This is a genomic window from Thauera sp. K11, from assembly GCF_002354895.1.
GTDB lineage: Bacteria > Pseudomonadota > Gammaproteobacteria > Burkholderiales > Rhodocyclaceae > Thauera > Thauera sinica.
The window spans coordinates 3,244,195-3,271,010 of record NZ_CP023439.1; the positions used below are offsets into that span (position 1 = coordinate 3,244,195).

Consider the following 26,816-nt stretch of genomic DNA (forward strand, 5'->3'; position numbering starts at 1 on the left):
TCTAGAGTGATGAATACACGACGAATACTTGGCGGTTGGATCAATTTCGGCGGCGATGAAGTACCGGCCGAAGCGCTGGATGCCATGCTGGCAGCCGAGGGACTGACACGCGGCGACGTGGCCGTGGAATCGTCCGGGACCGCGGTGGTCGCCGCCGGAAGGGCGGGCGCATCGATCGCGCAGGATGCCGAATCCGGCTGCATCGCGGCGGTGCTGGGACGCCCCCGGTGGACGAACCCCGAAGCGGCCGACGTCGCGGCATTGCGCGGAGACGCCGCGGCGGCGATCGCGCACTACCGCCGCCACGGCCACGGACTGCTCGCCGACCTGCACGGCAGCTTCGCGCTGGTGATCGCCGATCCCCGCAGCCGCAAGCTGACGCTGGCGGTGGATCGCAGCGGCGCGGAGCGGCTCTGCTTTGCGCGGGTGGGGCCGCTGCTGGTGTTCTCGACGAGCGCCCGCTCGGTCGCCCGGCACCCGGCCATCGCCGCGCCGGTCAACCGGCAGGCGCTGTTCGAGTACCTCTACTGCCACATGGTGCCCAGCCCGGACACGGCGTTCGCCGGCGTGGAGAAGCTGCTGCCGGCGGAGTGCCTCGAACTCGAAGGAACGTCCGCCGCCCGCCGCCACTACTGGCATCTTGCCTACGACACCGGCGGCGCCGACGACGACGAAGCAAGCAAGCGCCGCTTCATCGAGCTGGTGCAGCAGGCGGTGGCCCGCCAGAACGACGTTCGCCCGACCGGCGCCTTCCTTTCCGGCGGCACCGACAGTTCGACGGTGAGCGGCATGCTCGGCCGGATCGCCGGCAAGCCGGCCGACACCTTCTCGATCGGTTTCGACGCCCAGGGGTTCGACGAACTCGAATACGCCCGCATCACCTCGAAGCACTTCGGCACCCGGGCCCACGAGTACTACGTCACCCCCGACGACGTGGCGGAGGCGATCCCGCTGATCGCGGCCGCCTACGACGAACCGTTCGGCAACGCGTCGGCGGCGCCCACCTATTTCTGCGCGAAGCTCGCCAGGGAAAACGGCATCGAAGTGGTGCTGGCCGGCGACGGCGGCGACGAGTTCTTCGGCGGCAACGCGCGCTACGCCAAGCAGGGCGTGTTCGAGCACTACCATGGCCTGCCCTCCGCGCTGCGCCGCGTCGTCGAACCGCTGATCCTGAACTTTCCGCTCGGCGCCTCCCTGTGGCCGGTGCGCAAGGCGCAGAGCTACGTGCGCCAGGCCCGCATTCCGCTGCCGGACCGGCTGGAGACCTACAACTTCCTGCACCGGGACCCGCTGCAGGAAATCTTCGAAGCGGACTTCCTCGCCGGCATCGACCCCGACCGCCCCCTGGCGCTGATGCGCGAAGCCTATTTCCGCTGCGCCTCGCCGGAGCCGGTGGAGCGCATGATGCATCTCGACCACAAGTTCACGCTGGCCGACAACGATCTGCGCAAGGTCAGCCGCATGTGCGAAGCGGCGGGCGTCGAAGTGCGCTTCCCGTTCCTCGACGACGATCTGGTCGCGTTCTCCGGCACGCTCCGGACGGATCGGAAGGTGAGCAACGGCAGGCTGCGCGTTCTCTTCAAGGACGCGCTGCGCGGCTTCCTCCCCGACGAGACGATCGCCAAGTCCAAGCACGGCTTCGGCCTGCCCTTCGGTGTCTGGCTCGACAGCCACGGACCGCTGCAGGCCCTGGCGAACGACGCGCTCGCCAGCCTGGCGCAACGCGGCATCATCCGCCCCGCCTATCTGGAAAGGCTGCGGGAGGCGCACGCCTCCGGCCACGCCAGCTACTACGGCGTGATGATCTGGGTGCTGGTGCAGATGGAGCTTTGGCTACGGCACAACGCCTGACGGCCGCCCCGCCGGCTTCGCGGCCGGCGGAACCCGGGCCACGGGGAAAGGCGGCCTCAGACCGTCCATCGGCAAGGGCCGGCGCGGCGTTTCGGGCGCCAGCGCCTTTATCTCGCGCTGCACGATTGCGGCCAGGATCACCGCGATCACGATGAGGTGGTAGAAGAGGTCGAAGTACTGCAGCCCCAGGAACGATCCGGCCGACATGTATCCGACGAGGCTCACCTGGATCATGGACGCCAGATCGCGCGCCCACGTGAGTTCCTTGTAGGGCCTGACTTCACGGATGACCCGCGATGCCGTCCGCCACGTGAAGAGGTGCAGCAGCACGAACATCACCAGCCCTATCCATCCCTGTTCGCCCAGAACGCCGAACCAGTTGCTGTGGGAATCCGTGCCGCCGTAGCCGGTCACCGCCCGGAATCCACCGCCGAAGATGCTCATGTTCGCCAGTTCGATGGCATTGCCCCAGGCGTACAGCCGGCCCCGGGCCGAGGCATCGTCCTCGTAGGTCTCGATGGTGTGCATCCGATCGAACCACTCCTGGGGCATGACGAACATCAGCACCAGGATCAGGGGGATCACCGCGACGAGGATGCCGAACCGGTTTCTCGCCTTCATGATGAAGAACAGGCCGACGACCCCCAGTCCGAGCAGGGCCCCCCGCGAGTGCGTTCCGATGATGGCGATCAGCGTGAGCGCACCGGCGGCCATCAATATCTGGCGCTCCCACACCCGCTTCGCCTGGAGCCGCACATACCAGATGAGCGGAATCGTCATGAGCAGCGCCAGTCCGACGGAATTCCGGTCGGCGATGAAGGAACCGTCCGGCCCCCGGACGTTGTGCGCGCTGCCGCCGGTGAGCACGAAGATCCCGCCCTTGACGCCGTAGAACGCCAGCGATGCCACGATCACCACGACGAGCCAGTGGACGTGCTCACGCTCCCGGATGGCCAGCATGGTCACGAAGGTCATGAGCATGATGCGCCACACCTTGTCCCACTGCGTCCAGGCCATCCACGGGTACATCGAGAACGCGGTGGTGACGAACATCCAGCCGGTGAACAGGAGAAGGAGCTTCGTCTCCCTCGTCCAGAGGATTTCCTTCTTCTCGCGCGACATCAGCAGCGCCCCGAAAGTCGTGAGCGCGACGATGAGCGCGAACGGCATCGAGGTGGAAAAGCCCCACGCCAGCCGGTGAGGGTTCATGTAGCCGAGCCACGACCACATCAGGATGCCTATCCACGGCCGCCTGAGGATGAACGGCAAGGACCCGAAAACGGCGAGCGTGACGATTATGTCGCGCATGGCGCCCCCGGCACGGCCACGCGGCTGACCACGTAGCGGTGCTTGCCCGATTTTTCCGGCGGGATGGCGGACACGGTCTCGACTTCGATGCCGACGCCCTCGCCCAGCCGCGCCGCCAGGCCGTGCTGGATGCGCTGCGTCGTGCCGGCGTCGAAGCCGGCAGCGGGCACGACCTGCACGCGGGTGCGGTCCAGGCTCTCCTGGATGATCTTGAAACCCGCCACCTGCGGCAGATCGCGCAGGATGTAGATCAGCGCCAGGCCATGCATGACCGTGCCGTCGCGGGCGACGACGAAATCGGTGGCGCGGCCCTGGATCTCCTCGAGCACCGGCAATCCGCGGCCGCAGGCGCAGCTTTTGGCCCCCATCACCGCCACGTCGCCGGTGCGGTAGCGGATGAAGGGGAAGTCGCCGGTGGCGAGGTGGGTGACGACGATCTCGCCCGCCTGGCCGGGCGGCAGCACCCTGCCCTCGCCGTCGACGATCTCGACGATCACGTCCTCCGCCGTGACGTGCATGCTGCCCGAGGGGCACTGATGGGCGATGAAACCCGCGTCGCGCGAACCGTAGCCGTTGGCCACCGGGCAGCCGAAGATGCGCTCGATGGCCTCGCGCTGGTGGTCGTAGAGCCGCTCCGAGGTGCAGAAGGCGACCTCGATTCCGAGGTCGTCCATGCGGATGCCGCGCTGCTCGGCGTGAAGCCCGATGTGCGACAGCGCCGACGGGTAGCCGAACAGCATCTTCGGCCGGCGCTCGCGGATGCGGGCGACGAAGCCGTCCAGCCTGGCCCCGGACATCTCGAAGGCGGGCAGCAGTTCGGTGCGCAGCAGCTTGTCGCGGATCGCGCGGACGCGATCCTGCGCGGTGAGTTCGATCGGCGAGCCCCAGACGACGATTTCGGGGTCGCCGATATCGACGCCCCACCAGCGGGTGGCCCGCCACTTGGCGGCCACGTCGTGGGTGACGCGCCCGTTGCCGATGAAGAAGATCAGCGGCTCGCCGCTGGAGCCGCCGGTGTTGAAGCGGGCCAGCCCCTGCGCGTCGTCCGCCTTGAGCGCCTCGGTGTTGGCGCGGATCTCGGGCTTGCCGAGGAAGGGCAGGCGCTGCAGGTCCTCGACGCGGGTGACGGCATCGGGATCGAAGCCGGTGCGGGCGAAGAGATCGCGGTAATAGGGCACGTGCGCGCGGGCATGCTGCAGCAGTTCGCGCAGGCGCCGGGCCTGCAGTTGCGCGAGCCGGTCGCGGCTCCACCACTGCGAATCCTCGAGCCGCCTTCGCACCGCGACGGTATCGTGATGCTTGAGCCGCTCGTGGAGCGGGAAGATCAGCCCCGAGACGAGCCGGGTGTAGAGGCTGGACATGTTCGCTTGCTCCGGCTCAGCGCGACATCGTCTGCGTGAGCATGCTGCCGATCGACGGCCCCATCTCGGCGAGGAAGCGCTCGAGGTCGGCGACGCCGGCCTCGTGCTCGTTCTCGCGATACGGCGCATAGACCATCACCACCGCCGAATCGTCGCCGTCGCCGCGCAATTGCGTGAGGGCGAGATAAGCCTTGGCGGCGTAGTCGTTGGTGGTCCAGCGGCCGCCTATCCAGTAGGCGTGCCAGACGATCATGCGGCCATGGGCGCTGACCATCTCGGTCGTGCGCAGCGACAGCGGCCGGTCGCCGAGGACCGCGGAGCGGCTGCCGTAGGAGGTCATCTTCCAGACCGGGTCCTTGCTGATGAGGACGCGGTTCTCGGAGTTGATCAGTTCCTCTCCCGGCTTCTGGTCACGGTAGTAGCCCACGTAGAGCCCGACCGGACGCTCGCCCGCCGCCCACGCCTCGCGATGCACGCCGCGCATGCCGGAATAGCTGGGCGTCCACTCGGGCAGGCGCGAAAGCTCGACCGTCTGCCAGCCCGCGCGGGATTCGGCCTGCGCGAACTGCACCGGCCCGTGCTGGCCGCGGCGGTCCAGTTCATCGAGCACCGGCCTCCACGCCAGCACCGCAAGCACCGCCAGCGCGAACCAGACGGCGTTCGACCTGCGCGCCAGGCCGGCCTCGGCGGCCGCGCCGGCGGGCAGCACCGGCGCGGGTGCCTCGTCTTCCTGCCAGCGCGCGCCGATCCAGAACAGCAGCATCATGATGATGCCGAAGAACACCCAGCCATAGACCAGGTGATCCACGCCGGTGGCGAGCTTGTTGCCGCTGAAGTGGCCGAGCATGACGATGCCCCAGGCGCGCACCCAGTTGGCGAGCACCGGCAGCACCACCGACACCGCGGTGAAGACCAGCCGCCGCCTCAGCGAGCGGTAGTTGAGGTAGGAATACAGGCTGCCCACCACGACCGAGGCGATCAGGTAGCGCACGCCGCTGCAGCCTTCGACGACCTGCCAGTTGCCCGACGGGATGACGAGGCTGCGCCCTTCGGCATACACCGGGATGCCGGACAACCGCAGCGCGCCGATGACGAAATCGGTGGTCCAGTCCATCATGGTCGGGAACAGGAATTCGCCGAAGGGCACGAGGAAGACGAGGAAGCCGATCGGGAAGGCGTAGGCGCGCAGCACCGCGGTGCCCATCACCGCCCAGATCAGCGAGATGATCATGCCGACCAGGGCGAACTGCGAAACGCTGGCGACGCTGGTGAGTTCGCCCAGCAGCCAGCCGAAGCCGGCCACCGCGCCGGCGAGCACGCCCAGCAGCGACGGGGCGATCGGCACGCCGTCGATGTGCGTGCGATGCCGCCACACCAGCCACAGCGAAATCGGCGCCACCAGGTAACCGTGCGCATAGGTATCGGAACGGTTCCAGATGTCGATGATGGAGATCAGCGTGTCGCGGTACCAGAACAGCAGCCAGGCGAGCGCCAGGCCGAGCACGGCGAGGTGCAGGTTGCGTGCGGAAGCGGCGGCCGCTGCCGGCGCGGGCCTGGCCGCATCGCCGGCGGCGACCGTGCCGCCGCCCCCGGACTGGCCTGCGGATTCGAGAAAATCGGCGTGATGGGGAGGGGCGCGCATCGGTTCCTTCATATCTTTCAAGTGACCTGCGGACGCTCGGCCCGGGTCGCATCGTCGTAGGCCGCGGCGAGTTCGGCCCGCACCGACTCCCAGCGATACCGGCGCACGTCGGCGAGGCCGCCGGCCACGAGCCGGCCGCGAAGCACGTCGTCGCGCAGCACTGCGAGAGCGGCGGCGGCGAGCGCCGGCGCATCGTCGGGCGGCACCAGCATCGCGGTGTGCCCGTCGCGCACCATGTGCGGGATGCCGCCCACCCCGGTGCTGACCACGGGAACGCCGCTCGCCAGCGCCTCGAGTATCGCGTTGGGCATGTTATCCACTCTGCTGGCGTTCAGCATGAGATGTGCTTCACGGTAGAGCGCAGCCATCTGGTCGCGGTCGAGCCGGCCGGTGAAGCGCACGCGCCCGGCGATGCCCAGCTCGCGCGCGAGCGCCGCGAGGGCGGCGGCCTCCGGCCCCGAGCCGGCGACCGACAGGCGGGCCCCGGGAAAGTGTTCGAGTATGCGGGCGAAAGCGTGCAGCACCGTGTCGTTGCCGTAGATCCGCTCGAGATTGCGGGCGACGATGAGGTGCGGGGCGTCGCCGGCGCCGGGCAGCGCGCCGGCAGGGCGGAAGCGGTCGAGGTCGACGATGTTGGGCACGATGCGCCCGGGCATGCCATGGCGCGCGAAGACTTCGAGCAGGAAGCCCGACGGCAGTATCAGCGCGTCGGCGCGCCGCATCGTCGGCCGCACCCACTTCCCCGCCCGCGCGAGGAAGGCGTCGGCCTCGCCGCCCCGGTAATTCACCACCACGGGCGTGCCGCGCAGCCGGGCCATCCACACCGCCGGCGCCGCGAACAGGTGCCACGACCAGCCGGAATTCGCCATCACGTGCACCAGGCCGGCCCGGCCGCAGCCGCGCCAGAGCGCGAACAGGTACGGCACGAGGCGGAACAGCGCGCGCATCCCCTTGATGCGGCCGGCCCAGGCGGGACGGTACGGTGCATTGACCTGCGCGACCTCGACCTGCACACCCTCGCCGCGCAGCAGTTCGGCGAGTTGCCGCGTCTGGTTGGCCATGCCGCCGGCCGGCGGCGGCAGCGGTCCGACGAGAAGAAGGCGAAGCTCGGAAAAATTCATCGGCGGGCGGGGCACCGGCAGATGCGGCCGGACGTTGCGGGACGGCCGCCGTGCCCTGCGCCGCGCCTTCCCGCGACCGCCGCCGGCGCCGCGCCGGAGCCGGCGCGGCCGCGGCGCCGCCTCGCGGTCGCCCGCAGGCCCGCCGATGCAACGGCCGGGCCGGTCATGCGGCCTGCTGCAGCACGAGGCGGCGATAGACGGGCGCGTAGTTGGCGACGCTGTTCTTCCAGTTGCGCTCCTCTTCCACGAAGCGGCGCCCGGCCGCCCGCATGGCCGGCCAGCGGCCGCCGTGCTCGAGCATGTCGAGGATGGCGCTGGCGAGCGCGTCGGCGCTGCCGGCCGCGAACAGCTTGCCGGTCTCGCCGTCGCGGATCAGTTCCTTGTGGCCGCCGACGTCCGACGCCACGAAGAGCCGTCCCTGCGCCATGGCCTCGAGCGGCTTGAGCGGGGTGACGAGTTCGGTGAGGCGCATGGAGTGGCGCGGATACGCGAGCAGGTCGATCTGGTCGTAGTAGCGGCTGACCTCGGCATGCGGCACGCGGCCGGTGAAGACGACCCGGTCGGCGATGCCCAGGCGCTGCGCCTGCGCCTTGAGATTGGCCTCCTGCGGACCGCCGCCGACGAGCAGGACGCGCAGCTCCGGCCGCCTGGCGAACAGGCCGGGGCACGCATCGAGCAGCAGGTCCAGCCCTTCGTAGGCGTAGAAGGAACCGACGAAGCCGAGCACGGTGGCGCCTTCCAGGCCCAGCGTACGGCGCAGTCCGGGGTCCGCGTCGCCCGAGAGCTGGAAGCCCTCGACGTCGACCGCATTGGGGATGACGGTGACCTTGGCTTCCGGAATGCCGCGGGCCGCGATGTCGCGCCGCAGTCCTTCGCAGATCGTGAAGGCGTGGTCGACGCGCCTGAGCGCCCAGGTCTCCAGCGCCCTGGTGGCGCGGTAGCGCATGCTGCCCTCGCTGGTGGTGCCGTGATCGACGGCGGCGTCTTCCCAGAAGGCGCGGATCTCATACACGACCGGGATGCCCAGCCGCCTGCCGACGCGGATGGCGGGAATGGCGTTGAGCACCGGCGAATGAGCGTGCAGCACGTCGGGCCCGAGTTCGCGCGCGAGCTGCTCGAGCCGCGCCTCGACGGTACGGATCTGGCGCAGCTCGTTGAGCCCCGCCCTGCCGGGTTCCGCCACCGGGCTGCGGTAGAAGCGCAGGCCGTCGACGTCCTCGACGTCGGCCGCGGCCTTGCCCTGCTTGGGCGAGGTCAGGTGAAAGGTCTCCCAGCCCAGCGCCCGCTGTTCGCGCAGGATAGCGGCGGTGCGGAAGGTGTAGCCGCTGTGCAGCGGAATGGAGTGGTCGAGGATGTGGAGAATGCGCATTGAATCAACCCAGCAGCCTGTCGTAATCGGCATGGCTGCCGATCCAGAACCAGAGGATCCCGTCTTCGACCTCGACACCCAGCGCACGAAACCGAAGCCCGACACGCGCCGAGCGGTATTTCCCGATCTTCTTGAAATGCAGCGAGGGATGAGATGGGTTCAACTTCAGCAGTTCAAAATTCTGACGCGCCAACTCCTGCACGTGCTCAGGCAAGACATCGAACCGCGCCCAGAAGTCCTCTGAAGCATGATGCTTCACAGTTCTCGGCTCTTTCCGGTGCGGTGTGCGCGCAAGGCGGCATTCGCCAGCGCATCGAGCTCACCAGCCGATGCGTCGCGCTCGATCTTCTCATCCCATGCCGCCTCATCGAAGCGAATGAACCACTCGCGAAAACTGGCGAGCTCCTGTGGGGACAATGCCTGCACACTCTTCTCGATTTCCTCGACTCGGCTCATTTACCTGCTCCTTGAATACCTGACACTCAAACGGCGCACGCCTCGGAAGATTTGTCGTGGGCGACACCATTTCCGATGTTCCGGACAAACGCCTCGAACATCAACACCGTCCACAGCGGCGAGCTGTAGTCGCGCGCGCCGGACTGGTGGGCATCGACCAGATGCTCCAGGTACTTGCGTTGGAAGATACCCGTGGCGGCCAGGGTTTCGCCGAGTACCGCGTCACGCACGCGCTGTTTCAGCGGGCCGCGGAACCAGCGCGCGAGCGGCACGGCAAAGCCCATCTTGGGACGGTAGAGCACGTCGTCCGGCAGCAGCGGCTCCATCGCCTTCTTGAACAGGTACTTGCCTTCGTTGCCCTTGATCTTGAGGCCGGACGGCAGGGTGGCGAGCCATTCGACCAGTTCGTGGTCCATCAGCGGCTCGCGCACTTCCAGCGAATGGGCCATGCTGGCGCGGTCGACCTTGGTGTTGATGTCGCCGACGAGGTAGGTCTTGAGGTCCAGGTACTGGATCAGCGCCAGCGGGTCTTCGGCGTTGGCCCCGGCGGCATGGCGGCGGAACACGTCGATGGCGTTGTAGCCGGCGAGCTGCTTGCGGAAGCCGGGCGTGAACAGGCTGCGCCGCATGTCGTCGCGCAGCAGCGAGACCGAGTGGAAATAGGCTTCCACCGAGTCGCGCGCCAGCGCCTGGAAGGTGGTCTTGGCGCGGAACACGCGCGGCGCCCAGTCGGCCTTCGGATATACCCGTCCCAGCAGCCCGAACACCGGCTGGCGCACGCCCAGCGGCATCGCCGAGCGCATGCGCTCTTCCATGAGGTGCAGGCGGTAGCGCCGGTAGCCGCCGAAGCTCTCGTCGCCGCCGTCGCCCGACAGCGCCACGGTGACCTTCTTGCGCGCGAGCTGGCAGACGCGGTAGGTGGGGATGGCGGAGCTGTCGGCATAGGGTTCGTCATACAGCGCGGCCAGCGTGTCGATGAGATCGAAGTCGTCGGACTTCACCGTCTCGACATAGTGATTGGTGCGGTAGCGCTCCGCGACCATGCGGGCGAACTCGGACTCGTTGAACTTGGGGTCGTCGAAGGCGATGGAGCAGGTGTTCACCGGCTCGCCGCTGAGCCCCGCCATGGTCGCGACCACCGCGCTGGAATCCACGCCGCCCGACAGGAAGGCGCCCAGCGGCACCTCGGCGATCATGCGCAGCCGCACCGATTCGCGCAGGCGCCCGGCGAGTTCGGCGGCGGCGTCGGCAAACCCGATGCCGTTGTCGAGGGTGAATTCGACGTCCCAGTACTGCCGGGGCGCCGGGACGGGCTGGCCGCGGCGCACGCACAGGGATTCGCCCGGGCCGAGCTTCTTCGCGCCCTCGAATATGGTGCGCGGCTCGGCCACGTAGCCGAGCGCGAAGTATTCCTCCACCGCCTGCGGGTCGATGCGGCGGTCGAGCGCCGGGTGCTGCATCAGCACCTTGAGTTCGGAACCGAAGGCGAGCGTGCCGTCGGGCAGCAGCGCGTAGAACATCGGCTTGACCGCGAGCCGGTCGCGCGCCATGAAGAAGGTGTCGCGGTTGCGATCGTGCAGCGCGAAGGCGAACATGCCGCGGAAACGCTGCACGCAGTCTTCGCCCCACGCCTCCCAGGCGTGGACGATCACCTCGGTGTCGCTGCGGGTGTGGAACACGTGGCCGAGCGCTTCGAGTTCGGGGACGAGTTCCTGGTAGTTGTAGATCTCGCCGTTGAACACGACTGCCACCGAGCCGTCCTCGTTGAACAGCGGCTGCTGGCCGGTGGCGAGGTCGATGATGGACAGGCGGCGGTGGGCGAGCGCGACGCCGGGCTCGAAGTGATAGCCGCCTTCGTCCGGCCCGCGGTGGTGCTGGACGTCGTTCATGCGGCGCATCAGCTCGCGATCGAAGTCGCGCTTGCCACGGATGTCGAAGAGGCCGGCGATACCGCACATCGTTGCGTTTCCTTGTCGAGGTTGCCTGAAGTCGGCGGAGCGCGCGTCAGCTGGCGAGCCGCTCGTTGCGCGATTGCCGTCGCGCGGCCCGCGCCGGTCCCGCCAGGCGGGCGTAGAGATCCATGTAGCGCGCGACCATCCCATCGAGGCTGAACCCCTGCTCCACCCGCCGCCTGCCGGCCGCGCCATGGCTTTGCCGCAACGCGGCATCCGCAGCGTAGTCTGACAGCGCCCGGGCCATGGCAGCGGGGTCGGACGCCGGCACGAGGGCGCCGGTTTCGCCCGCGGCGACCAGTTCGCCGTTGCCGCCGACATCCGTGGCGACGACAGGCAGGCCGCTGGCCATGGCCTCGAGGATGGTGTTGGAGATGCCTTCCGAGATCGACGGTAGCACGAAGATATCGAGCCCGCGCATGAGTTCCGGCACATCCTTGCGCTCGCCGGCGAGCCAGATCCGCCCGCCCAGCCCTGCGGCGCGTACCTCGGCCTCGACCTGCGCCCGCAGCGGACCGTCGCCGGCGATGACGAGGCATGCGCGCTCGCTGCCGGGCGCGTGCTGCGCGACGGCCTGCGCAAAGGCGCGCACCAGCGTGACCTGGTCCTTCACCGCCTGCAGGCGGCCGACCGTGCCGATCAGCACCCGATCCGGCGCATCGAAGGGGCAGCCGGCGATCAGCGTGCGCCCCTCCTCCGCCGGCCGGAAGCGGATGGTATCCACGCCGTTGCAGATGCGCGTGACGCGGCCGGGCGGCACGCCGACCGCCCGCACCAGGTAGCGCTCGAGGTCGCCGGACAGCGCGACGTAATGCGTGACGAAGGGCCGGTAGAGGCGCCGCAGCACGCGGAACTTGCGCCGCGTGCCGCGCGGGTCGGACTCCTCCCAGCCATGCTCGCCGTGGAGCCGCACCGGTACGCCGGCCGCACGCGCGGGCACCACCGCTTCGAGCGCGGCCAGGTTGCGGCTGTGCAGGATCGCCGGGCGATGCTGGCGGAACAGGCGGTACAGCGCCGGGTAGAGCTTGAACCCCTGTCCCGGCGGCTTGTGCAGCGACACGAAGTCGACGTCGGCGCGCGTGACGCGCTCGCAGAAGGCCGGCGCGCATTTCGTCAGCGCCACCACCATGTGCCGGAAACGTTCCGGCGGCATGCGGTTGATCAGGTTGACGACCCCGTTCTCCAGCCCGCCGACGTCGAAGCTGTAGACGAGGTGCATCACCAGCGGACGCGGATCGCTCACCGGACGACCCTCCCGTCGCTACGCGACATCCTCCCCGAGGGAGGGAGAGCGCCCCCTTCGGGCGGCCGGGCAGGGGCGCTCATCGCGGCGCGGCGCCGGCGGGAGCGCCGATCGCGGTGCCGTCGGCGACTGCCGCGTCGGGCGGATCGTCCGCCCTGCGCATCGCGAACAGGCGCTCGAGCTGCGCGAGGTGCGCTGCCCAACTGTAGCCGCGCAGCACGGCTTCGCGGCCGGCCAGGCCCATGTCGCGGCGATGGCCGGGGCGTTCGAGCAGTTCGACGACCTTGTCGGCAAAACCGGGCGCGTCGCCGGCGATCGCGCAGTCCCACCCGTCCTCGGCGGCGAGGCCGGCCGCCGGGGCCGCGGACAGCACCACCGGCCGCCCCATGGCCATCGCCTCCAGCACCTTGTTCTGGATGCCGCGCGCGATGCGCAGCGGCGCCACGACCACGTCGGCATGGGCGAGGTAGGGACGCACGTCGGGCACGGTGCCGGTGACGCGGATATCGCCGTCCTTCGCCCCGCCGGCGAGCGCCTGCACCGCCGGCGCCGGGTTCATGCCGACGATCCAGAAGCGCACGCCGGGCACCCGCGCGCGGATGGCCGGCAGGATGTCGGCGGCGAACCAGGTCACCGCGTCGATGTTGGGCCAGTAGTCCATCGCGCCGGTGAACACCAGCACCGGCCCGCCCTCGGGGAACGGAGAGGCGAAATCGTGCCGCGGCGAGAAGTACTCGGCATCGACGCCGTTCTGCATCACGCCCACCTTGGCGGACACCTCGGGCGCCATGCGGCGGAACAGTTCGGCTTCGGCCTCGGTGACGAACAGGCTGGCCCCGGCATCCGCCGCGGCGCGCCGTTCGAAGGCCAGCAGGCGTGCGCCCTCGCGGCGATACAGCCAGGACATCGGCCAGCGCCGGCCGGCGGCGTACTGGGTCCATTTGGCAGAATCGACGTCGCAGAAATCGATGATGCGCCGCCTGAGCCCGGCGGCGCCCAGGTACTGCGCCATCGGCCCCGAGAACGCCACCGCGTCGCGTATGCGGTGGCGCGCCACGGTGTCGCGCACCCACGCGGCGAGGCCGGCGTCGCGGTAGTACGGCAGGCTGAGCGCCTCGCCGGTGAGCAGCCCGCGCAGGCTGGCCAGCCGCGCGCGGCGCGGGTTCAGCGGCACGGCGTGGACGTCCTCGCACCACTGTGACAGCGCGCCGACGTGGCACAGGTCGTCGGGGTGATCGACGAAGGTTCCGAGATACACCCGATGCCGCCGTGCGAGCTGGCGCAGGATGTTGAACGACCGCAGCTTGTCGCCCTTGTTGGGCGGATACGGGATGCGGTGCACCAGGTAGAGCAGGGGCGGCCGCGACGCACGCTCGGAAGGCATGGCCGTTACCCCAGGTTGCGCACGATGTGGGGGCCGATGGCATTGGCCACGCCGACCGGCAGGCGTTTCCACAGCGCGATGAAGGCGCGGTACTTGGGGTTCATCGGGTTGTTCTGCGGCACGTCGCCGCGCTTGTACAGGCGGTATTCGTAGGACAGCGGCTGCGGTTCGAAGCCCCAGTTCTTCTTGAAGCTCCACGGGCCGGTGCCGATCTTGCTGCGGCCGTAGTCGAACACCTTGCAGCCGCGCTCGCAGGCGCGGCGCATCAGGTCCCAGTATTTGAAGTCGTTGGCGGCGAGGTCGCGCGCGGCGAGGTCGTCGCCGGCGTAGTAAGGCAGCACCTCGTCGCGGAAGTAGAAGCTGAGCACGCTGGACAGCGGCTTGCCCGCGGCGTCGGCGACGGTGAGCACCTCGCAGGCGCTGCCGAAGCTCTCCTTCAGGCGCCGGAAGAACTTCTTCGGCAGCGCCGGCGTGCCGTGGCGCAGCACGTTGTCGGCATACAGCGCGAAAAAGCGGTCGACGTCGCCGTCGACGTGGCCGACGAGGCCGTTCTTGATGCCCTTGCGCACCATCGCGCGCTGCTTGCGCGGAATGGCGAGCATGTTGTCCTCGACCTCGGGCAGGATCGCCTTGCGGAAGGTGACGTACAGTTCCTGCCGCGGCCAGTCGTGGTGGCGCGGCTCCAGGTTGCGGTATTCGAGATGCTGCACGCCCAGCCGGCGCGCGAGCGCATCGGCTTCGGTCTCGAGCGCGGCGGCGGCATCGGCTTCGCATTCGGCGTCGGCGGCGATGCCGCCATACACGCAGAACGGCAGCGAGGTGAGCGCGTGGCCGAAGAGCCGGCTCTTGACCTCGGCCAGCGGCAGCACCGCGACGATCTCGCCAGCGCGCTCCGCATAGAGGAAGAAGGTGCGGTGGCGGAAGACGTCCCGGATGATGCCCTGCCACGCGGACAGGTGGAAAAAGGTCGCCTGCGGGCAGGCGTGCACGAAGCCGTCCCAGCGCGCGGCCGTTTCGGCATCGCCGGACGCCAGTGTCTTCACTTTCACGGGAAGTCTGTCCATGTTCTCCGGCTTCGCAGGATGTTCAGGCGGCGTCGCGGAACACTTCGTCCGCCCGACCCCACGAGAAGTCGGACAGCAGGCGCTCGAGGCGCGACTCGGTGCGTTCGAGATTGACGTAGTGGCGAAAGCGCGTGCGGGCGGCCGCGTCGCGCACGCGCGGCTGGCCGGGGTCGATCTCCCACGGATGGAAGTAGAAGATCGCCGGCTGCCGGTCCTGCGCATTGACGCGGGCGATCTGCCAGCGCGACACGAAATACGGCAGCAGGCGGAAGAAGCCGCCACCGCCGGCGGGCCAGTTGCGGCCGAAGGCGCGCAGGGTGGTGACGGGGACTTCGACCAGGCCGTTCTCCAGCCGCCACGGGAAGCGCGGCGCATCGGGGATGCCGTAGTGGTCGTGCCTGACCGGATACACGCTGGAGCTGTAGCGGTAGCCCGCCTCGGCGATGCAGTCGTGCGCCCAGAGGTTGGCCTCGCCGATGGAAAAGCTCGGCGCCCGGTAGCCGGTGACCGCACGGCCGGTGATGTCCTCGAGCACCGCCTTGGCGAGCGAGATGTCGGCGGTGAACGCGCCCGGCGTGAGCGCGCTGGCGCGCTCGTGCGCATAGCCGTGGCTTGCCACCTCGTGGCCGGCGTCGGCGATGCGGCGTACGAGCTGCGGAAAGCGGTCCGCGACCCAGCCCAGCGTGAAGAAGGTGCCGCGTGCGCCGTGCTCGTCGAGCATCTGCAGGATGCGCTCGACGTTGCGCTCGACCCGGCACGGCACGTTTTCCCAGGTGTCCCGCGGGAAGTGCGGCGCGAGCGCCGAGACCTGGAAGTAGTCCTCGACGTCGCAGGTGAAGGCGTTGGTGATGCGTTCGGCCATGGTCAGGCTCCCTGCGCGGCCGCGCCTTCGTGCGCCCCGAGCCAGCCGGCCAGGTGCGCGGCGATGCGTTCGGCGGTGCGGCCATCCCACAGCTCGGGCACGCGGCCGCGCTTGCCGCCGCCGGCGAGAATGACGTCGGCAGCGTCGATCAGCGCCTGCGGCGCGATGCCCACCAGGGTGTTGGTGCCCTGCTCCACCGTGATCGGCCGTTCGGTGTTCTCGCGGATGGTCAGGCAGGGAACGCCCAGCGCGGTGGTTTCCTCCTGGATGCCGCCGGAATCGGTGAGCACCATCGTCGCGCCGGACATCAGGCCCAGCATCTCGAGATAGCCCTGCGGCGGCAGGATCAGGAAGCCGGGCGCGTCCAGCCTGTCGAGCATGCCGAAGCGCTCGAGATTGCCGCACGTGCGCGGATGCAGCGCGAACACCAGCGGCAGGCGCGTGCTGATCTGCCGCAGCGCGCCGATGATCGGGCCGAGCGTGTCGGCGTGATCCACGTTGGACGGCCGGTGCAGCGTCACCACGCCGTAGCCGCCGCGGATGCGCTCCGCATCGAGGCCGGCGGCCGCGAGCAGGTCCGCCGCCGGCACCGCCTTGGGAAGGCTCGCCCGCAGGCTGTCGATCATGACGTTGCCGACGAAGACCGCCCGCCCGGCCGGAATGCCCTCGCGCGCGAGATTGTCGTGCGCGCTGCGTTCGGTGGTGTACAGCAGGTCGGAGATCTGGTCGGTGAGCACGCGGTTGATCTCCTCGGGCATGCGGCGGTCGTCGCTGCGCAGGCCGGATTCGACGTGGATCACCGGAATGTGGCGCTTGGCCGCGACCAGGGCGCAGGCCAGCGTGGAATTGACGTCGCCCACCACCAGCACGGCGCGCGCACCGTGCTCGTCGATGACCGGCTCGAAGCGCTTCATGACCTCCGCCGTCTGCACCGCATGCGAGCCGGAGCCGACCGCGAGGTTGACGTCGGGCTCGGGCAGGCCGAGGTCGGCGAACAGGCGGTCCTTCATCGCCGCGTCGTAGTGCTGGCCGGTGTGCACCAGCAGCGTGCGCAGCGGCGGCTCGTGCGCGGCAAGCGCACGGATGATGGGCGCCACCTTCATGTAGTTGGGGCGGGCACCGACCACGCACAGGATGGGCGCGGCGGCGCCAATCGGCGCACTCATCGCGACTCCTCCTCGATCGGGCCATCGCGGCGCACGGCCAGCAAGAGCTGGTTGAGCACGTTCAGCGTGGCGGACATGGACTGCTCGAGTCCGGCCAGCCGCGCTTCGATGCGCTGCACGTCGAAGCTGGCGGCCATGCCGGCGACCTGCTCGGCCATCTCGGGCGTGACCCTCAGGCGATCGAGCGCGAGATCGTCGAAGCGGATCTCGGGCACGTTGAGGCCGGCACCGGCGCCCGAAACGGCATCGCGCAGGAGCGGCCGGGCATCCGTCCGGCCCTCGCGCGCGGCGAATTCCTCGTCGAGTTCGGCGATGACGGCGCGGACGTCCGCCTCGTCGATCGAATGGCGCTCGGCGAGGAAGGCAGCGAGCAGCAGGCGGTCGCACAAGGTGTTGATGCGGCGCGGGATGCCCCCGGTGTGGCCGTAGATGGCGGTGTACGCGTCGGGCGCGAAGATCGGGTCGCCGTCCCAGCCGACGTGGCCGAGGCGGTGCTCGATGTAGGCGCGCGTTTCTTCGGCGTCCAGCGGGCCCAGGTGGTAGGAGGCGATGACGCGCTGGCGCAACTGCTGCATCTCGGTGCCCTGCATCATGTCGCGGAACTCGGGCTGGCCGATCAGGAAGCTCTGCAGCAGTGCATGATCCTCGAGCTGGAAGTTCGACAGCATGCGCAATTCCTCGACCGCGTCGGCGGTCAGGTTCTGCGCCTCGTCGACGATCAGCAGCGCCCGCTTGCCCGCGGCGGTGACCGAAACGAGGAAGGTTTCGAGCGCGAGCAGCAGCCCCGCCTTGTCGAGCGAGCGGTTGGGCAGGCCGAACGCGGCCGCGACCATGCGCAGGATGTCCTTGGCGTCGACCTGGGTGCTGACGAGGTTGGCCGCGACCACCTTGCCGGGGTCCAGATGCTCGAGCAGGCTGCGCACGATCGTGGTCTTGCCGGCACCGATCTCGCCGGTGATGACGATGAAGCCCTCGCTCTGGTGCAGTCCGTATTCCAGGTAGGCCATCGCCCTCCTGTGCCCGCGACTGCCGAAGAAAAACGCCGGATCGGGGTTGAGCTGGAAGGGTTTGCCGCGGAGCTTGAAGAAGGATTCGTACATCTGCTGCCCAGTCAGAAACGCATGCCAACGCTGGCGGTGACCGCGTTTTCGGTGAAATCGTTGGTTCCGGAGCCGAAGCTGTCGCCGTCGGAGCGCTGATGGCGATACTGCAGCGAACCGCTGGTCTTCGGTCCGAGGCTGGAACTCAGGCCGATCACGAACGACGTCCGTTGCGAATCGGCCGCGGCCGCCCCGCTGCCCTCGGAATTCGAGCGGCTCACCGAGGTGCTCAGGGAGGTCTGCGGCGTCAGCCGATGGCTGTAGGAGAGCGTCACCGTCTTCGACTTCACGTCGTTGAAGTTGCGGAAGTCATCGACCGGACCGAGCCCCTCGGCCGAGCCCAGGCGCGTATTCTCGGAGCGGCTGAGCGTCAGCGACAGCACGCCGCGCGGCAGGCTGTAGGTGACGCCGCCGGAGAAATCGCGGCTCACGAAATAGGCGTTGGTCAGCACGTCGCCCCGCAGGCGCCGCAGGAGCAGCAGCACCGCGTCGCGCCGGACCAGCGGGTCGCGATAGAGCGCGACCAGCAGGGGATCGTTGAACAGGGGCTGGAACAACGGGTCGAGCAGGCCGCCGCCGGCGACCAGATCCAGCGACGACTGGATGTCGCGCCGGAAGCTCGCGAACAGGGTCGTGCGCGCGAGCCGGTGCTGGAAGCTGAAATCGTAGCCGCGGCCGAAGATGCGCCGCTCGACGGTGCCGGAGATCGCGGTGCGGTTGGTCGGATTCCAGTCGAAGCCGCCGCCGGTGACCGTGCTGCTCTGCTCGCCCCGGCTGCCGTAGTCGTTCGATTCGCGGCCGACGATGCCGCGCAGGCGGAATTCGGGCGTGACCTTGGCGTACAGCGTGGCGCGGGCGATCTCGCGGGTCTTGCCGCCGCGCAGCCCGGAACCCGAGCCCGGACCGCCGCCCAGCGCCCCGGACGCGTTGTCGGAGTCGCCCGAGCTGCGGTTGTAGTCGAGGCCCAGCCCGAAGATGCCGGTGATCTGCGTATTGGAGATCTGCGCCGACCACTGGCTCTCGTTCTGGTCGGCAAGCCGGGAGGCGCCCGAATCCGCCCAGCGCCAGCGATACTGCAGCGAGCCGCGGGTGTCGTTGCCGATGCGGAACTGGAAACGCGGCGACAGCGAGAAGACGCGCGTCTCGTTGTCCGAACTCACGTCGAGTTCGTCGTTCGGACCGCGCGTCGAGAAGACCGAGAGGTTGTTGCGGCTGATCGACGCATCGGCATCGATGAAGAGCATGTCCTCAATGGCCTCGAACGTCCCGTTGCCGGCGAGCGCGAGATAGGACGTATTGTCGTCGGCGCTGCTCGCATACATCAGGTTGCGGAAGTTCGCGCTCAGCGTGCCGCTCAGGCGCCCGCTGTCGCGCGACATCGAGATGCCGGGCGACAGTTCGAGGATCCAGTCCGCGCCGCGGCGATCGCTGCGGCCCCCGCCCAGACCACCGAACCCGCCGAGCCCGGAAGCGCTGGCGTTGTCGGTCCATGTCAGGCGGGCGTCGAACGTCGGGCTGACGATGGTGGTCTGCGCGGCGGCGGCGCCGGAGCCGAGCATCACCGCCGCCGCCAGCAGCGGCAGCGCGGGCCGGCGCCCGGCGTCAGGCCGCCTGCTGGCCGCCCTCGGCGCCATATCCATAGCCATATCCATAACCGTAATAGGAGCCCGGCCCCGAGCGGCGCGACTTGTTGAGCACCATCAGCTTGATCGGGCAAGCCTCGATCGTCGCCAGGGCCTGCTTGACCGAGCCCTGGGTGGTGCGCTCGGCCTCGACCACCATCACCACCTGCCCCATGTGGGTGGCCAATACGCGGGCCTCGGTGGTCACGAGCAGGGGCGGCGAGTCGAACACGACGATACGGTCGGCGTAGCGCTTGGCGATCTGTTCCAGCAACTGGTTCATGTTGTCGGAGGCCAGCAGTTCGGTGGCGCGCGGGTGCGGCATGCCGGCGGGCAGGATGGAGAGCTTCTCGATGTTCGTGCGCAGCAGCACCTCGCCGAGGTCGTCCACTTCGCCGGAAAGCACGTCCATCAGGCCGCGTTCCGGCGGCAGGCCGAGATGGCGCAACACCGAGGGACGGGACACGTCGGCATCGACCAGCAGCACGGTGTGGTCGAGTTCCATCGCCATGCTGATCGCCAGATTGATGGCGGTGAAGGACTTGCCTTCGCCCGGCAGCGCGCTGGTCACCATGATCAGATTGCCGTTGTCGATCGCGGTCGGGCCGGCGGCCGTGGCGTTCTGCAGCAGCGGCCGCTTGATGACGCGGAACTCGTCGGCCAGCGCACCGCGCGACTGCTCCGGCGTCACCATGCCGACGTGGCGCAGACGCTCGAGGTCGATGTCCACGCTGCGGGACACGACGGGATTGGCCGGCAGCGGCGTCTGCCGCGGTACCGCGGAGGACTGGACGGCCGGCGCGGGCTCGGCGGCGGGTGCCGGTGGCTCCGGGCGGACGGCGGCCACGGGCTCGACTACGTCGATCTCGTCACCCGCCGCCTGCTTGAGCTTTTCCAGGCGTTGTGCTGCTTTTTCGATCAGGCTCATCGTTATGTTCCGTTCAACGCTGGATCACCATGAGCGCGACCGTCGCCATCGCGACCGCTCCCACGAAAGACGCAAGTCCGCCCGAAAAGACCAGCAGGCCGCGGCGGCGGGCGCGGATGCGCTCCGGCGTCGACAGCATGGAAACGGTCCCCAGCACGGGCAGGCCGGTCGCCTCGCGAAGCGCACGCCCATCGCTGAAGGCGGGCCGCAACTGGCTGATCAGGAAGGTCAGCGCCGCGCCGGCCACCAGCGCCGCCAGGCCGACCAGCGGCAGCAGCAGCAGGCGGTTCGGTGCCGAGGCCTTGGTCGGCAGGGTGGGCGGATCGATCAGGCGGAATTCGGCGATCCCGGCCTGCGCGCTCATCTCGACGCCGATGTTGGCGGACTCCCGACGGGCCACCAGCGCATCGTAGTTGCTCTTGTGTACCGCGTAGTCGCGGTTGAGCTGCGTCATTTCCGCCTCCAGCTCCGGCACCATCCTGGCCGAATTGCTCAGTTGCTGGATGCGGCTCTCGTACTCGCCCACGCGCGCGCGCATCGAGGCCACCCGGGCGTCGGCTTCGGCCAGCGCCAGCTTGAGCTGCTGGAAGGCGGGATTCGCGCTCATGATGCTCATCGGCGCACTGGTCGCGGACTGCTGCAACTGCGCGACCTGCTCCTTCTTCTGCTCCTCGAGCTGCGCGATCACCCGGCGCGCACCGGCCACGTCCGGGTGCTGCTCGGTATAGCGCTGCATCATGTCGTCGAGGTTGCGCTTGAGCGCGTCGATGCGGGCGTCGATCTCGGGCGTCGCCATCGCCACGGGCGGCGCCATCTCCTGCGAGGACGGCTCGCCGAGAAGCTGCTGCTTCATGGCGTCGCGCGAATTCTCCGCCTCGCGCAGTTCGAGCCTGGCCTGTTCGAGCTGCTCCTGCAGCTTGCCGATCTGGCTGACGAAGTCCCCGGCGCTGCTGCCGAGCAGGGCCATGTTCTTGAGCCGGAACTCCTTCAGCCGGTTCTCGGCCTCCATCAGCTTCTGCTCGTAGCTCTTGATCTGCTCCTCGATGAAGCGCCGGGCGGCATCGCTGTCCTGGCGCTTGCTGCCGAGGCCGGATTCGACGAACAGCGATACGAGCGACTGCACCACCCGCTGCGCGCGCGCGGGCTGCGTGTCCGCATAGGCCAGGAGGAACAGGTTGTTGCTGTTGCGGTCGGCCGAGCGGATCTGCAGGCTGTTGCTCAGCGAATCGATCAGCGCCTCGCGCTCCTTCTGGGAGCGCACTCCCAGGTCGAGGTCGGCCATCGTGATCAGCTTTTCGACGTTCGGCCGGCTGATCAGCGTGCGGCTGAGGATGGCGACCTGCTGGTCGATGTTCGGCTGCACCGCCAGGCCGGACATCAGCGGACGCAGGACCGACTGGGTATCCACGAAGATGCGCGCGCTCGATTCGTACTTGTCGGGCATCAGGTAGACCATGGCGCAGCCGACGACGCCGACCAGCCAGGACAGCGCCAGCCCCCACCAGCGAAAGCGCCACATGCCCCGCAGATAGCCGATCAGCTGTGTTACGAGTTCTTCCATGAATCAATACCGCTCAGGTCGGCACGTCGCCGGACGCATGGTCCGGCGGCACGCGGATGGTGGAGAGGAAAACGACGGAATCAGAACCAGCTCTGCGGGATGATGAGCACGTCGCCCGGCCGCATCTCGACGTTGGCCGACACGTCGCCGCGCTTGATGAGGTCGCGGATGCGCACGCTGTACTGCTTGTTGCCCTCGCCGGTGCGCAGGATGGATGCACCGTTGCCGTCGGCAAAGTCGGTGATGCCGCCGACTGCGATCATGACGTCGAGCAGCGTCATCTTCTGCTTGTAGGCGAGCACCTGGGGATTGGCCGCCTCGCCGACGACGCGGATCTGCTCGCTGTAGGGGCCGACGAAATTGCCGACGATCACCGTGACGATGGGATCGCGGATGTACTTGCCCAGCGCCTTTTCGATGTCGCGCGCCAGCGTGGTGGAATCCTTGCCCATCGCCGGCAGGTCCTCGACCAGCGGCGCGGTCAGCTTGCCGTCCGGGCGCACTGGCACCGTGGTCGACAATTCCGGATTGCGCCAGACTTGGATATTGACGGAGTCCCCCGGACCGATCACGTAGTTGTAATCGGGATCGGCGGACAGTGCAGGTGCCGGCGGATACTGCGTCGCGCAGGCGGACAGCAGCCCGGCAGCAAGCGCGGCGGCAACCGGCCCGCAGCATTTTCCCGATTTCGTCGACGCGATGTTGCTCATGATCAAGGCCCCCTGAATGCGAACGGGCGCTATGATACGCCCAGACAATCAGCCCAATGCTACGAAGATGGGCGCCTGTTGCTACAGGAACAAATACACAAACGCTTACACTGTGTGCCTGCCGGGCGAAACAATGCACGTTTAGAGTCCGGCAGGTTTGCAACAAGACTTGACCTCGCCCCGCCGCCGAGGGAAGGACAGATCACTAGCATGAATCCATCCATGTCCCCATTCTGCGCCCAGGCGTATCACTACCTAAGACACTTTCCGATCGGCGAGGAGGGGCTCTCGCCAGCCCCGCAAGAATTCGACGACCCCAAGGACAAGGGCAGCGTCTTCCGCTTCAACCCCGACTTCGTACTTTTCCGCGACGGCTTCGAGATCCGGGTCCTGGACGGCGAGCACGCACTCAAGACACGGACCGCCTGGCTGATCGAGCGCATGTATGCCTCGCGCGGCCTGCAGGCGTACCGGCCGACGGCGGATGTCGACGAACGCCTCACCACGATCGTCGCCTGCTGCGGCGAGCACCTCGTCGGCACCATGACCCTGGGCGTCGATACGGGAACCGGCCTGATGGCCGACACGCTCTACCAGAAGGAAGTCGACGCCGTACGCAGGAAAGGCGGGCGGGTGTGCGAAATCACCCGCCTCGCGATGGACCCGGAGAAAGGCTCGCAGGAAGCGCTGGCCGGCATGGTGCAGATCCTCTACATCCTGGTGAGCATGGTCCACAAGACGAGCGACATATTCATCGAGGTCCACCCGCGCCACGCCGGCTATTACCAGCGGCTGCTCGGATATGAACTCGTCGGACAGGAACGCACCTGCCCCCGCGTCGGTGCCCCGGCCGTGCTGCTGCACCTGTGCGCGAAGAAGCTGGACATGCTCGTGAAGCGCTTCGCGGGCAACGCCGACAGCTCCGCCCGAAGCTTCTACCGCCTCTTCCCGACGCCGGCCGCGCTGAGCGAACTGCATCGCGCCCTGCTCAGTTCCTGAGCAGGACCGCATCGCCTCCGCAGCCGCGCGGCAGCCCCGCGTGGCTCAGAACCAGCGCCTCACTTCGACATAGACCCGGTCGCGATCGTCGAATCGCCCGAACATCCCGGTCGGCCGGCCTTCGAAGATGTCCAGCCCCACGATGCCGCGCCAGGCCGGGGCGAATTTCCAGGTCAGCTTGGGGCGCAGCATGAGATCGTGCCGATTCAGGCTCGACGCGGCGAGAAACTCGGCCTCCATCTGATTTCCCAGATCGCGCACCACCTGGAAGGTGGCCCCGCGCTCTTCCCTGTCCACCTGCATGTCGGGATGATGGTCGTCCAGCACGCGGGCAAAGTACTGCACGTTGAAGCGCCATACGTCCTCGACCGGGATGTCGACGCCGATCGCGTAATCGAGCATGTCCGTCTTCACCACGCCGAGCCGTCCGAGCGGATCGAGGGTGTTGGTGCCGCGGCCCCGGGTATGGACGACCTCCCCCTTCAGCACGAAACTGCCGAGATCCTTGCTGAAGGTGCCGCCCACCTGGCGGATGCGGTCGTGGCGCAGTTCGAGACCGTTGGTCTCGAGGTTGAAGCTGAGCGTCGGCGAGATGTCCAGGCTGCTGTAGTAGAACGCGGAGAAATCCCAGCCGCCGATGAGGCGCGAAGCCCGCAGGCCCCAGTTGCCGTTCTCGCCGTTCCGGTCGGGCGTGCGTTCGCGCACGCGGGTGCCGGCCGGTAGCGGGTAGGGATAGAAATCGCTGCCCGGCTTGCCGATCCTGTCGTAGCTCGCCACCGGGATCCACAACGCCTCGAGGTGCGTCTCGCCCGCGTAGTACTCGGCGCGCGCCGCCCACTGGGCGATGCGCATGCTCTCGAGTTCGGGCAGGAGGAACTCCCGCATGTCGCGCGCCGAAACGACGTCGGCGAAGAAGAAGCCGACCATCTCGCCCCACACGATCTGCTGCCGGCCCAGCCGGAATTCCAGGTCGCCGGCGCCGACATCGACGTAGGCTTCGCGGATGGAGGCATCGTTGCGCTGGTTGCGGCGGACGTCGCCGGGATAGTGATTGCGCTCGAGGTCGTAGGCAGCGTCCGCATCGGCGCGCGCGGACAGCTTCCATTTCACCGTATCGTTCAGGCGCCCTCCAGCGCCCAGTTCGACGCGGGCGCGCAACTTCGACCAGTGCCCGGGGTCCGGCAGGGTATAGGCCGCGCCGAATTCCGCGGCACCGGTCAGCTTCGTGGCAGAAGCCCCGGCTCCGGGCGCGGCAGCGGGTTTGAGCAGCGCATCGATCTGCGCATCGTCCATGGCATCATCGGCCGCCGCCGCGACCGCACCCCAGCCGCACATCGCGGCCATCACGGCCGCCTTCACGAGACGCATCGAAAGGAACTCCCTAGACTTCCGGATCGTCTTCGCCCGCGGGGCGGCGATCCTGCACGAAAATCCAGCGGTTGTCCGAACGCATGCCGAGCGCGGTGATCTGCCCGTCGGCGATGCGCACCAGACGGTCCGCCATGTTCATGACCTTGCGGTCGTGAGTGGAAAACACGAAGGTGGTGCCCGACTTGCGGTTGATCTCGCGCATCAGCCGCAGGATGCCGGTCCCGGTCTTGCTGTCCAGGTTCGCCGTGGGCTCGTCGGCGAGCACGATCTTGGAATGCGTGGCCAGCGCCCGGGCGATCGCGACCCGCTGGCGCTGGCCGCCGGAAAGCTGGTTCGGCCGGTGGTCGGCATATTTCGTCAGCCCCACCATGTCGAGGTAATAGCTGACGCGCTCGCGGCGCTCCGCCCTGGACAGCTCGCGCAGTTGCAGCAGCGGGTATTCGACGTTCTCTTCCGCCGAGAGCACCGGCAACAGGTTGAAGGTCTGGAAAATGAAGCCGATAGTACGGGCACGAAGATCGGCCAGTTGGTCGGGCGTGCGGCCGGAAACGTCGTGGCCGTCGATGATGACCTTGCCGTCGGTCGGCGTGTCGATGCAGCCGATGATGTTGAGCAGGGTCGACTTGCCGCTGCCCGACGGCCCGGCGATGGCGAGAAACACACCGGGCTCGATCGACAGCGAGATATCGGTCAGCGCCTGCACGTCCTGATCGCCGAGGCGATAATGCTTGCTGACATGTTCGACCCGGACAATCGACATCGATGCGGCCAATTCCTGATGAAAACGCAACTAGGATAGCATTCATGACCCGAAGCACACGATCCCGCCGCGCATTCCTCGCCGGCCTCGCCGGCAGCCTGTTCGTCCCCGGATTCGCGACCGGCCTCGCCCGCGCCCAGGATTCGGCCCAGACGGCAGCCGAGCCCGCCGCGGAGGTGGACGAGGCGGCGGTGCGCGCCGTGGTGCGCGCCGACGAGATCCGCTTTCCGCGCGAGAGCTTCCAGACCGAGATCCTCGTCAAGAGCAGCAGCGACGGGCAGCCGGGCGACGAGCGCAAGTTCCGCGTGCTGTCGCGCGGCAACGAGAACACGATCGTCATGACGCTGGAACCGGCCACCGACCGCGGCCAGGCACTGCTGCTGCGCGGCCGCGACCTGTGGATCTTCATGCCCAGCGTGTCGCAGCCGGTCCGCCTGTCCCTCGCCCAGCGGCTCACCGGCCAGGTGGCCAACGGCGACCTGGCGCGCGCCAACTTCGCCGGCGACTATTCGCCGCGCATCGTCGGCCGCGACACCATCAACGGCCAGCCCGCGCTGGTGATGGACCTGACGGCGGTCGATCGCGGCGTAACCTATGCGAAGGTGAAATACTGGGTGAATGAAAAGGACGGCCGCCCGGTGAAGGCGGAGTTCTACGCCCTGTCCGGCCGCCTGCTGAAAACCTGCCGCTACGAGGATTTCCGCGAGATGGCCGGCCGCGTGCGCCCGACCCGGCTGGTGATGGAGGACGCGCTGAAGAAGGGCGACGTATCGGTGCTGACCTACGACAGCATGGCCGTGCGCGACCTTCCCGAACGCATGTTCACCCGCGAATACCTGCGCAAGCTGGAGTGACGCGGCGGCCGGTCCGTCCATCCGGGATCGGCATCCACGGCACATGGAAGGCGATCCGCACGAACCCGGCCATCACGGCCCGCACCACGGCGCGACCGGACTGAGCCGCAGCCGCGCCCGCCATCCGCTCCC

Annotated in this window: 23 protein-coding genes; 3 read left to right on the top strand and 20 right to left on the bottom strand. The window is 68.5% G+C overall.

Annotated elements, in window-relative coordinates; translation table 11 throughout:
- Window positions 1-9: 9 nt before the first annotated feature.
- Complete coding sequence (locus tag CCZ27_RS14160; protein WP_232516422.1) at window positions 10-1,851, top strand: asparagine synthetase B family protein; 1,842 nt, start codon at window positions 10-12, stop codon at window positions 1,849-1,851.
- Here the strand turns inward: CCZ27_RS14160 and CCZ27_RS14165 are convergent.
- The 18 genes from CCZ27_RS14165 to CCZ27_RS14250 all read right to left on the bottom strand — a co-directional run bounded on the left by CCZ27_RS14165 (window position 1,834) and on the right by CCZ27_RS14250 (window position 22,700).
- Window positions 1,834-3,159 (bottom strand): putative O-glycosylation ligase, exosortase A system-associated, encoded by a 1,326-nt coding sequence (locus tag CCZ27_RS14165; RefSeq protein WP_096449171.1) that lies wholly within the window; start codon window positions 3,157-3,159, stop codon window positions 1,834-1,836. The two genes, CCZ27_RS14160 and CCZ27_RS14165, sit on opposite strands and share 18 nt — an antisense overlap.
- The gene (locus tag CCZ27_RS14170; protein ID WP_096449173.1) at window positions 3,147-4,520 is read right to left on the bottom strand and encodes a phenylacetate--CoA ligase family protein; all 1,374 of its coding nucleotides are present in this window, start codon (window positions 4,518-4,520) and stop codon (window positions 3,147-3,149) included. The genes CCZ27_RS14165 and CCZ27_RS14170 overlap by 13 nt, the downstream gene beginning before the upstream one ends.
- A 16-nt stretch (window positions 4,521-4,536) precedes the next feature.
- Window positions 4,537-6,162, bottom strand: coding sequence for an exosortase A (gene xrtA / locus CCZ27_RS14175; RefSeq protein WP_096452596.1), 1,626 nt, complete (start codon window positions 6,160-6,162; stop codon window positions 4,537-4,539).
- A 17-nt stretch (window positions 6,163-6,179) separates the two neighbouring features.
- Window positions 6,180-7,283, bottom strand: coding sequence for a glycosyltransferase family 4 protein (locus CCZ27_RS14180; RefSeq protein WP_096449175.1), 1,104 nt, complete (start codon window positions 7,281-7,283; stop codon window positions 6,180-6,182).
- 163 nt (window positions 7,284-7,446) lie between these two features.
- On the bottom strand, window positions 7,447-8,652 hold the full coding sequence (locus tag CCZ27_RS14185; RefSeq protein WP_096449177.1) for a TIGR04063 family PEP-CTERM/XrtA system glycosyltransferase: 1,206 nt from the start codon (window positions 8,650-8,652) through the stop codon (window positions 7,447-7,449).
- A gap of 4 nt (window positions 8,653-8,656) precedes the next feature.
- Window positions 8,657-8,911 carry a ParE family toxin-like protein gene (locus tag CCZ27_RS14190; RefSeq protein WP_096449179.1) on the bottom strand — a complete coding sequence of 85 codons (255 nt, stop codon included), beginning with the start codon at window positions 8,909-8,911 and terminating at the stop codon, window positions 8,657-8,659.
- Window positions 8,908-9,108, bottom strand: coding sequence for a hypothetical protein (locus tag CCZ27_RS14195; RefSeq protein WP_096449181.1), 201 nt, complete (start codon window positions 9,106-9,108; stop codon window positions 8,908-8,910). The genes CCZ27_RS14190 and CCZ27_RS14195 overlap by 4 nt, the downstream gene beginning before the upstream one ends.
- Window positions 9,109-9,134: 26 nt before the next feature.
- Window positions 9,135-11,066, bottom strand: coding sequence for an XrtA/PEP-CTERM system amidotransferase (locus CCZ27_RS14200; protein ID WP_096449183.1), 1,932 nt, complete (start codon window positions 11,064-11,066; stop codon window positions 9,135-9,137).
- Between the two features lie 46 nt (window positions 11,067-11,112).
- Entirely contained in the window at window positions 11,113-12,303 is a 1,191-nt protein-coding gene (locus CCZ27_RS14205; RefSeq protein ID WP_096449185.1) for a TIGR03088 family PEP-CTERM/XrtA system glycosyltransferase, read from the bottom strand.
- 79 nt (window positions 12,304-12,382) lie between these two features.
- On the bottom strand, window positions 12,383-13,687 hold the full coding sequence (locus CCZ27_RS14210; RefSeq protein WP_096449187.1) for a TIGR03087 family PEP-CTERM/XrtA system glycosyltransferase: 1,305 nt from the start codon (window positions 13,685-13,687) through the stop codon (window positions 12,383-12,385).
- Window positions 13,688-13,692: 5 nt separating this feature from the next.
- The gene (locus CCZ27_RS14215; RefSeq protein WP_096449189.1) at window positions 13,693-14,751 is read right to left on the bottom strand and encodes a FemAB family XrtA/PEP-CTERM system-associated protein; all 1,059 of its coding nucleotides are present in this window, start codon (window positions 14,749-14,751) and stop codon (window positions 13,693-13,695) included.
- A gap of 22 nt (window positions 14,752-14,773) precedes the next feature.
- Complete coding sequence (locus tag CCZ27_RS14220; RefSeq protein WP_096449191.1) at window positions 14,774-15,613, bottom strand: XrtA system polysaccharide deacetylase; 840 nt, start codon at window positions 15,611-15,613, stop codon at window positions 14,774-14,776.
- A 2-nt stretch (window positions 15,614-15,615) separates the two neighbouring features.
- On the bottom strand, window positions 15,616-16,779 hold the full coding sequence (wecB, locus tag CCZ27_RS14225; protein WP_096449193.1) for a non-hydrolyzing UDP-N-acetylglucosamine 2-epimerase: 1,164 nt from the start codon (window positions 16,777-16,779) through the stop codon (window positions 15,616-15,618).
- Window positions 16,776-17,879 carry an XrtA/PEP-CTERM system-associated ATPase gene (locus CCZ27_RS14230; RefSeq protein ID WP_096449195.1) on the bottom strand — a complete coding sequence of 368 codons (1,104 nt, stop codon included), beginning with the start codon at window positions 17,877-17,879 and terminating at the stop codon, window positions 16,776-16,778. The genes wecB and CCZ27_RS14230 overlap by 4 nt, the downstream gene beginning before the upstream one ends.
- 11 nt (window positions 17,880-17,890) lie before the next feature.
- A complete protein-coding gene (locus CCZ27_RS14235; RefSeq protein WP_157748590.1) occupies window positions 17,891-19,519 on the bottom strand; it encodes a TIGR03016 family PEP-CTERM system-associated outer membrane protein in 1,629 nt (542 codons plus the stop codon).
- Entirely contained in the window at window positions 19,482-20,429 is a 948-nt protein-coding gene (locus CCZ27_RS14240) for an XrtA-associated tyrosine autokinase (RefSeq protein ID WP_096449199.1), read from the bottom strand. Before CCZ27_RS14240 ends, CCZ27_RS14235 begins: the two co-directional genes overlap by 38 nt.
- 13 nt (window positions 20,430-20,442) lie before the next feature.
- Window positions 20,443-21,990: an XrtA system polysaccharide chain length determinant gene (locus CCZ27_RS14245; RefSeq protein ID WP_096449201.1), complete on the bottom strand. Its 1,548-nt coding sequence runs from the start codon at window positions 21,988-21,990 to the stop codon at window positions 20,443-20,445.
- Window positions 21,991-22,070: 80 nt separating this feature from the next.
- Window positions 22,071-22,700, bottom strand: coding sequence for an XrtA/PEP-CTERM system exopolysaccharide export protein (locus tag CCZ27_RS14250; protein WP_096449203.1), 630 nt, complete (start codon window positions 22,698-22,700; stop codon window positions 22,071-22,073).
- A 222-nt stretch (window positions 22,701-22,922) separates the two neighbouring features.
- Here CCZ27_RS14250 and CCZ27_RS14255 point away from each other — a divergent pair, with 222 nt between their 5' ends.
- Window positions 22,923-23,699 carry an N-acyl amino acid synthase FeeM domain-containing protein gene (locus CCZ27_RS14255; RefSeq protein WP_096449205.1) on the top strand — a complete coding sequence of 259 codons (777 nt, stop codon included), beginning with the start codon at window positions 22,923-22,925 and terminating at the stop codon, window positions 23,697-23,699.
- A 45-nt stretch (window positions 23,700-23,744) separates the two neighbouring features.
- Here the strand turns inward: CCZ27_RS14255 and CCZ27_RS14260 are convergent, their stop codons facing one another.
- A complete protein-coding gene (locus CCZ27_RS14260; protein ID WP_096449207.1) occupies window positions 23,745-25,067 on the bottom strand; it encodes a DUF1302 family protein in 1,323 nt (440 codons plus the stop codon).
- Window positions 25,068-25,080: 13 nt separating this feature from the next.
- The gene (locus tag CCZ27_RS14265) at window positions 25,081-25,830 is read right to left on the bottom strand and encodes an ABC transporter ATP-binding protein (protein WP_096449209.1); all 750 of its coding nucleotides are present in this window, start codon (window positions 25,828-25,830) and stop codon (window positions 25,081-25,083) included.
- A 44-nt stretch (window positions 25,831-25,874) separates the two neighbouring features.
- On the opposite strand from CCZ27_RS14265, the gene CCZ27_RS14270 reads away from it, so the two are divergent.
- Window positions 25,875-26,684 carry an outer membrane lipoprotein-sorting protein gene (locus CCZ27_RS14270; protein ID WP_096449211.1) on the top strand — a complete coding sequence of 270 codons (810 nt, stop codon included), beginning with the start codon at window positions 25,875-25,877 and terminating at the stop codon, window positions 26,682-26,684.
- The last annotated feature ends 132 nt before the right edge of the window (window positions 26,685-26,816 follow it).

Bases quoted from the DNA above. Each gene is read 5' to 3' on its own strand.
- CCZ27_RS14220 (WP_096449191.1), bottom strand. From the start codon at position 15,613: ATGGCCGAACGCATCACCAACGCCTTCACCTGCGACGTCGAGGACTAC.
- wecB (WP_096449193.1), bottom strand. From the start codon at position 16,779: ATGAGTGCGCCGATTGGCGCCGCCGCGCCCATCCTGTGCGTGGTCGGT.
- CCZ27_RS14180 (WP_096449175.1), bottom strand. From the start codon at position 7,283: ATGAATTTTTCCGAGCTTCGCCTTCTTCTCGTCGGACCGCTGCCGCCG.
- CCZ27_RS14265 (WP_096449209.1), bottom strand. From the start codon at position 25,830: ATGTCGATTGTCCGGGTCGAACATGTCAGCAAGCATTATCGCCTCGGC.
- CCZ27_RS14250 (WP_096449203.1), bottom strand. From the start codon at position 22,700: ATGAGCAACATCGCGTCGACGAAATCGGGAAAATGCTGCGGGCCGGTT.
- CCZ27_RS14160 (WP_232516422.1), top strand. From the start codon at position 10: ATGAATACACGACGAATACTTGGCGGTTGGATCAATTTCGGCGGCGAT.
- CCZ27_RS14210 (WP_096449187.1), bottom strand. From the start codon at position 13,687: ATGCCTTCCGAGCGTGCGTCGCGGCCGCCCCTGCTCTACCTGGTGCAC.
- CCZ27_RS14200 (WP_096449183.1), bottom strand. From the start codon at position 11,066: ATGTGCGGTATCGCCGGCCTCTTCGACATCCGTGGCAAGCGCGACTTC.
- CCZ27_RS14230 (WP_096449195.1), bottom strand. From the start codon at position 17,879: ATGTACGAATCCTTCTTCAAGCTCCGCGGCAAACCCTTCCAGCTCAAC.
- CCZ27_RS14270 (WP_096449211.1), top strand. From the start codon at position 25,875: ATGACCCGAAGCACACGATCCCGCCGCGCATTCCTCGCCGGCCTCGCC.
- CCZ27_RS14185 (WP_096449177.1), bottom strand. From the start codon at position 8,652: ATGCGCATTCTCCACATCCTCGACCACTCCATTCCGCTGCACAGCGGC.
- CCZ27_RS14170 (WP_096449173.1), bottom strand. From the start codon at position 4,520: ATGTCCAGCCTCTACACCCGGCTCGTCTCGGGGCTGATCTTCCCGCTC.
- xrtA (WP_096452596.1), bottom strand. From the start codon at position 6,162: ATGCGCGCCCCTCCCCATCACGCCGATTTTCTCGAATCCGCAGGCCAG.
- CCZ27_RS14215 (WP_096449189.1), bottom strand. From the start codon at position 14,751: ATGGACAGACTTCCCGTGAAAGTGAAGACACTGGCGTCCGGCGATGCC.
- CCZ27_RS14195 (WP_096449181.1), bottom strand. From the start codon at position 9,108: ATGAGCCGAGTCGAGGAAATCGAGAAGAGTGTGCAGGCATTGTCCCCA.
- CCZ27_RS14235 (WP_157748590.1), bottom strand. From the start codon at position 19,519: ATGGATATGGCGCCGAGGGCGGCCAGCAGGCGGCCTGACGCCGGGCGC.
- CCZ27_RS14245 (WP_096449201.1), bottom strand. From the start codon at position 21,990: ATGGAAGAACTCGTAACACAGCTGATCGGCTATCTGCGGGGCATGTGG.
- CCZ27_RS14240 (WP_096449199.1), bottom strand. From the start codon at position 20,429: ATGAGCCTGATCGAAAAAGCAGCACAACGCCTGGAAAAGCTCAAGCAG.
- CCZ27_RS14165 (WP_096449171.1), bottom strand. From the start codon at position 3,159: ATGCGCGACATAATCGTCACGCTCGCCGTTTTCGGGTCCTTGCCGTTC.
- CCZ27_RS14255 (WP_096449205.1), top strand. From the start codon at position 22,923: ATGTCCCCATTCTGCGCCCAGGCGTATCACTACCTAAGACACTTTCCG.
- CCZ27_RS14260 (WP_096449207.1), bottom strand. From the start codon at position 25,067: ATGCGTCTCGTGAAGGCGGCCGTGATGGCCGCGATGTGCGGCTGGGGT.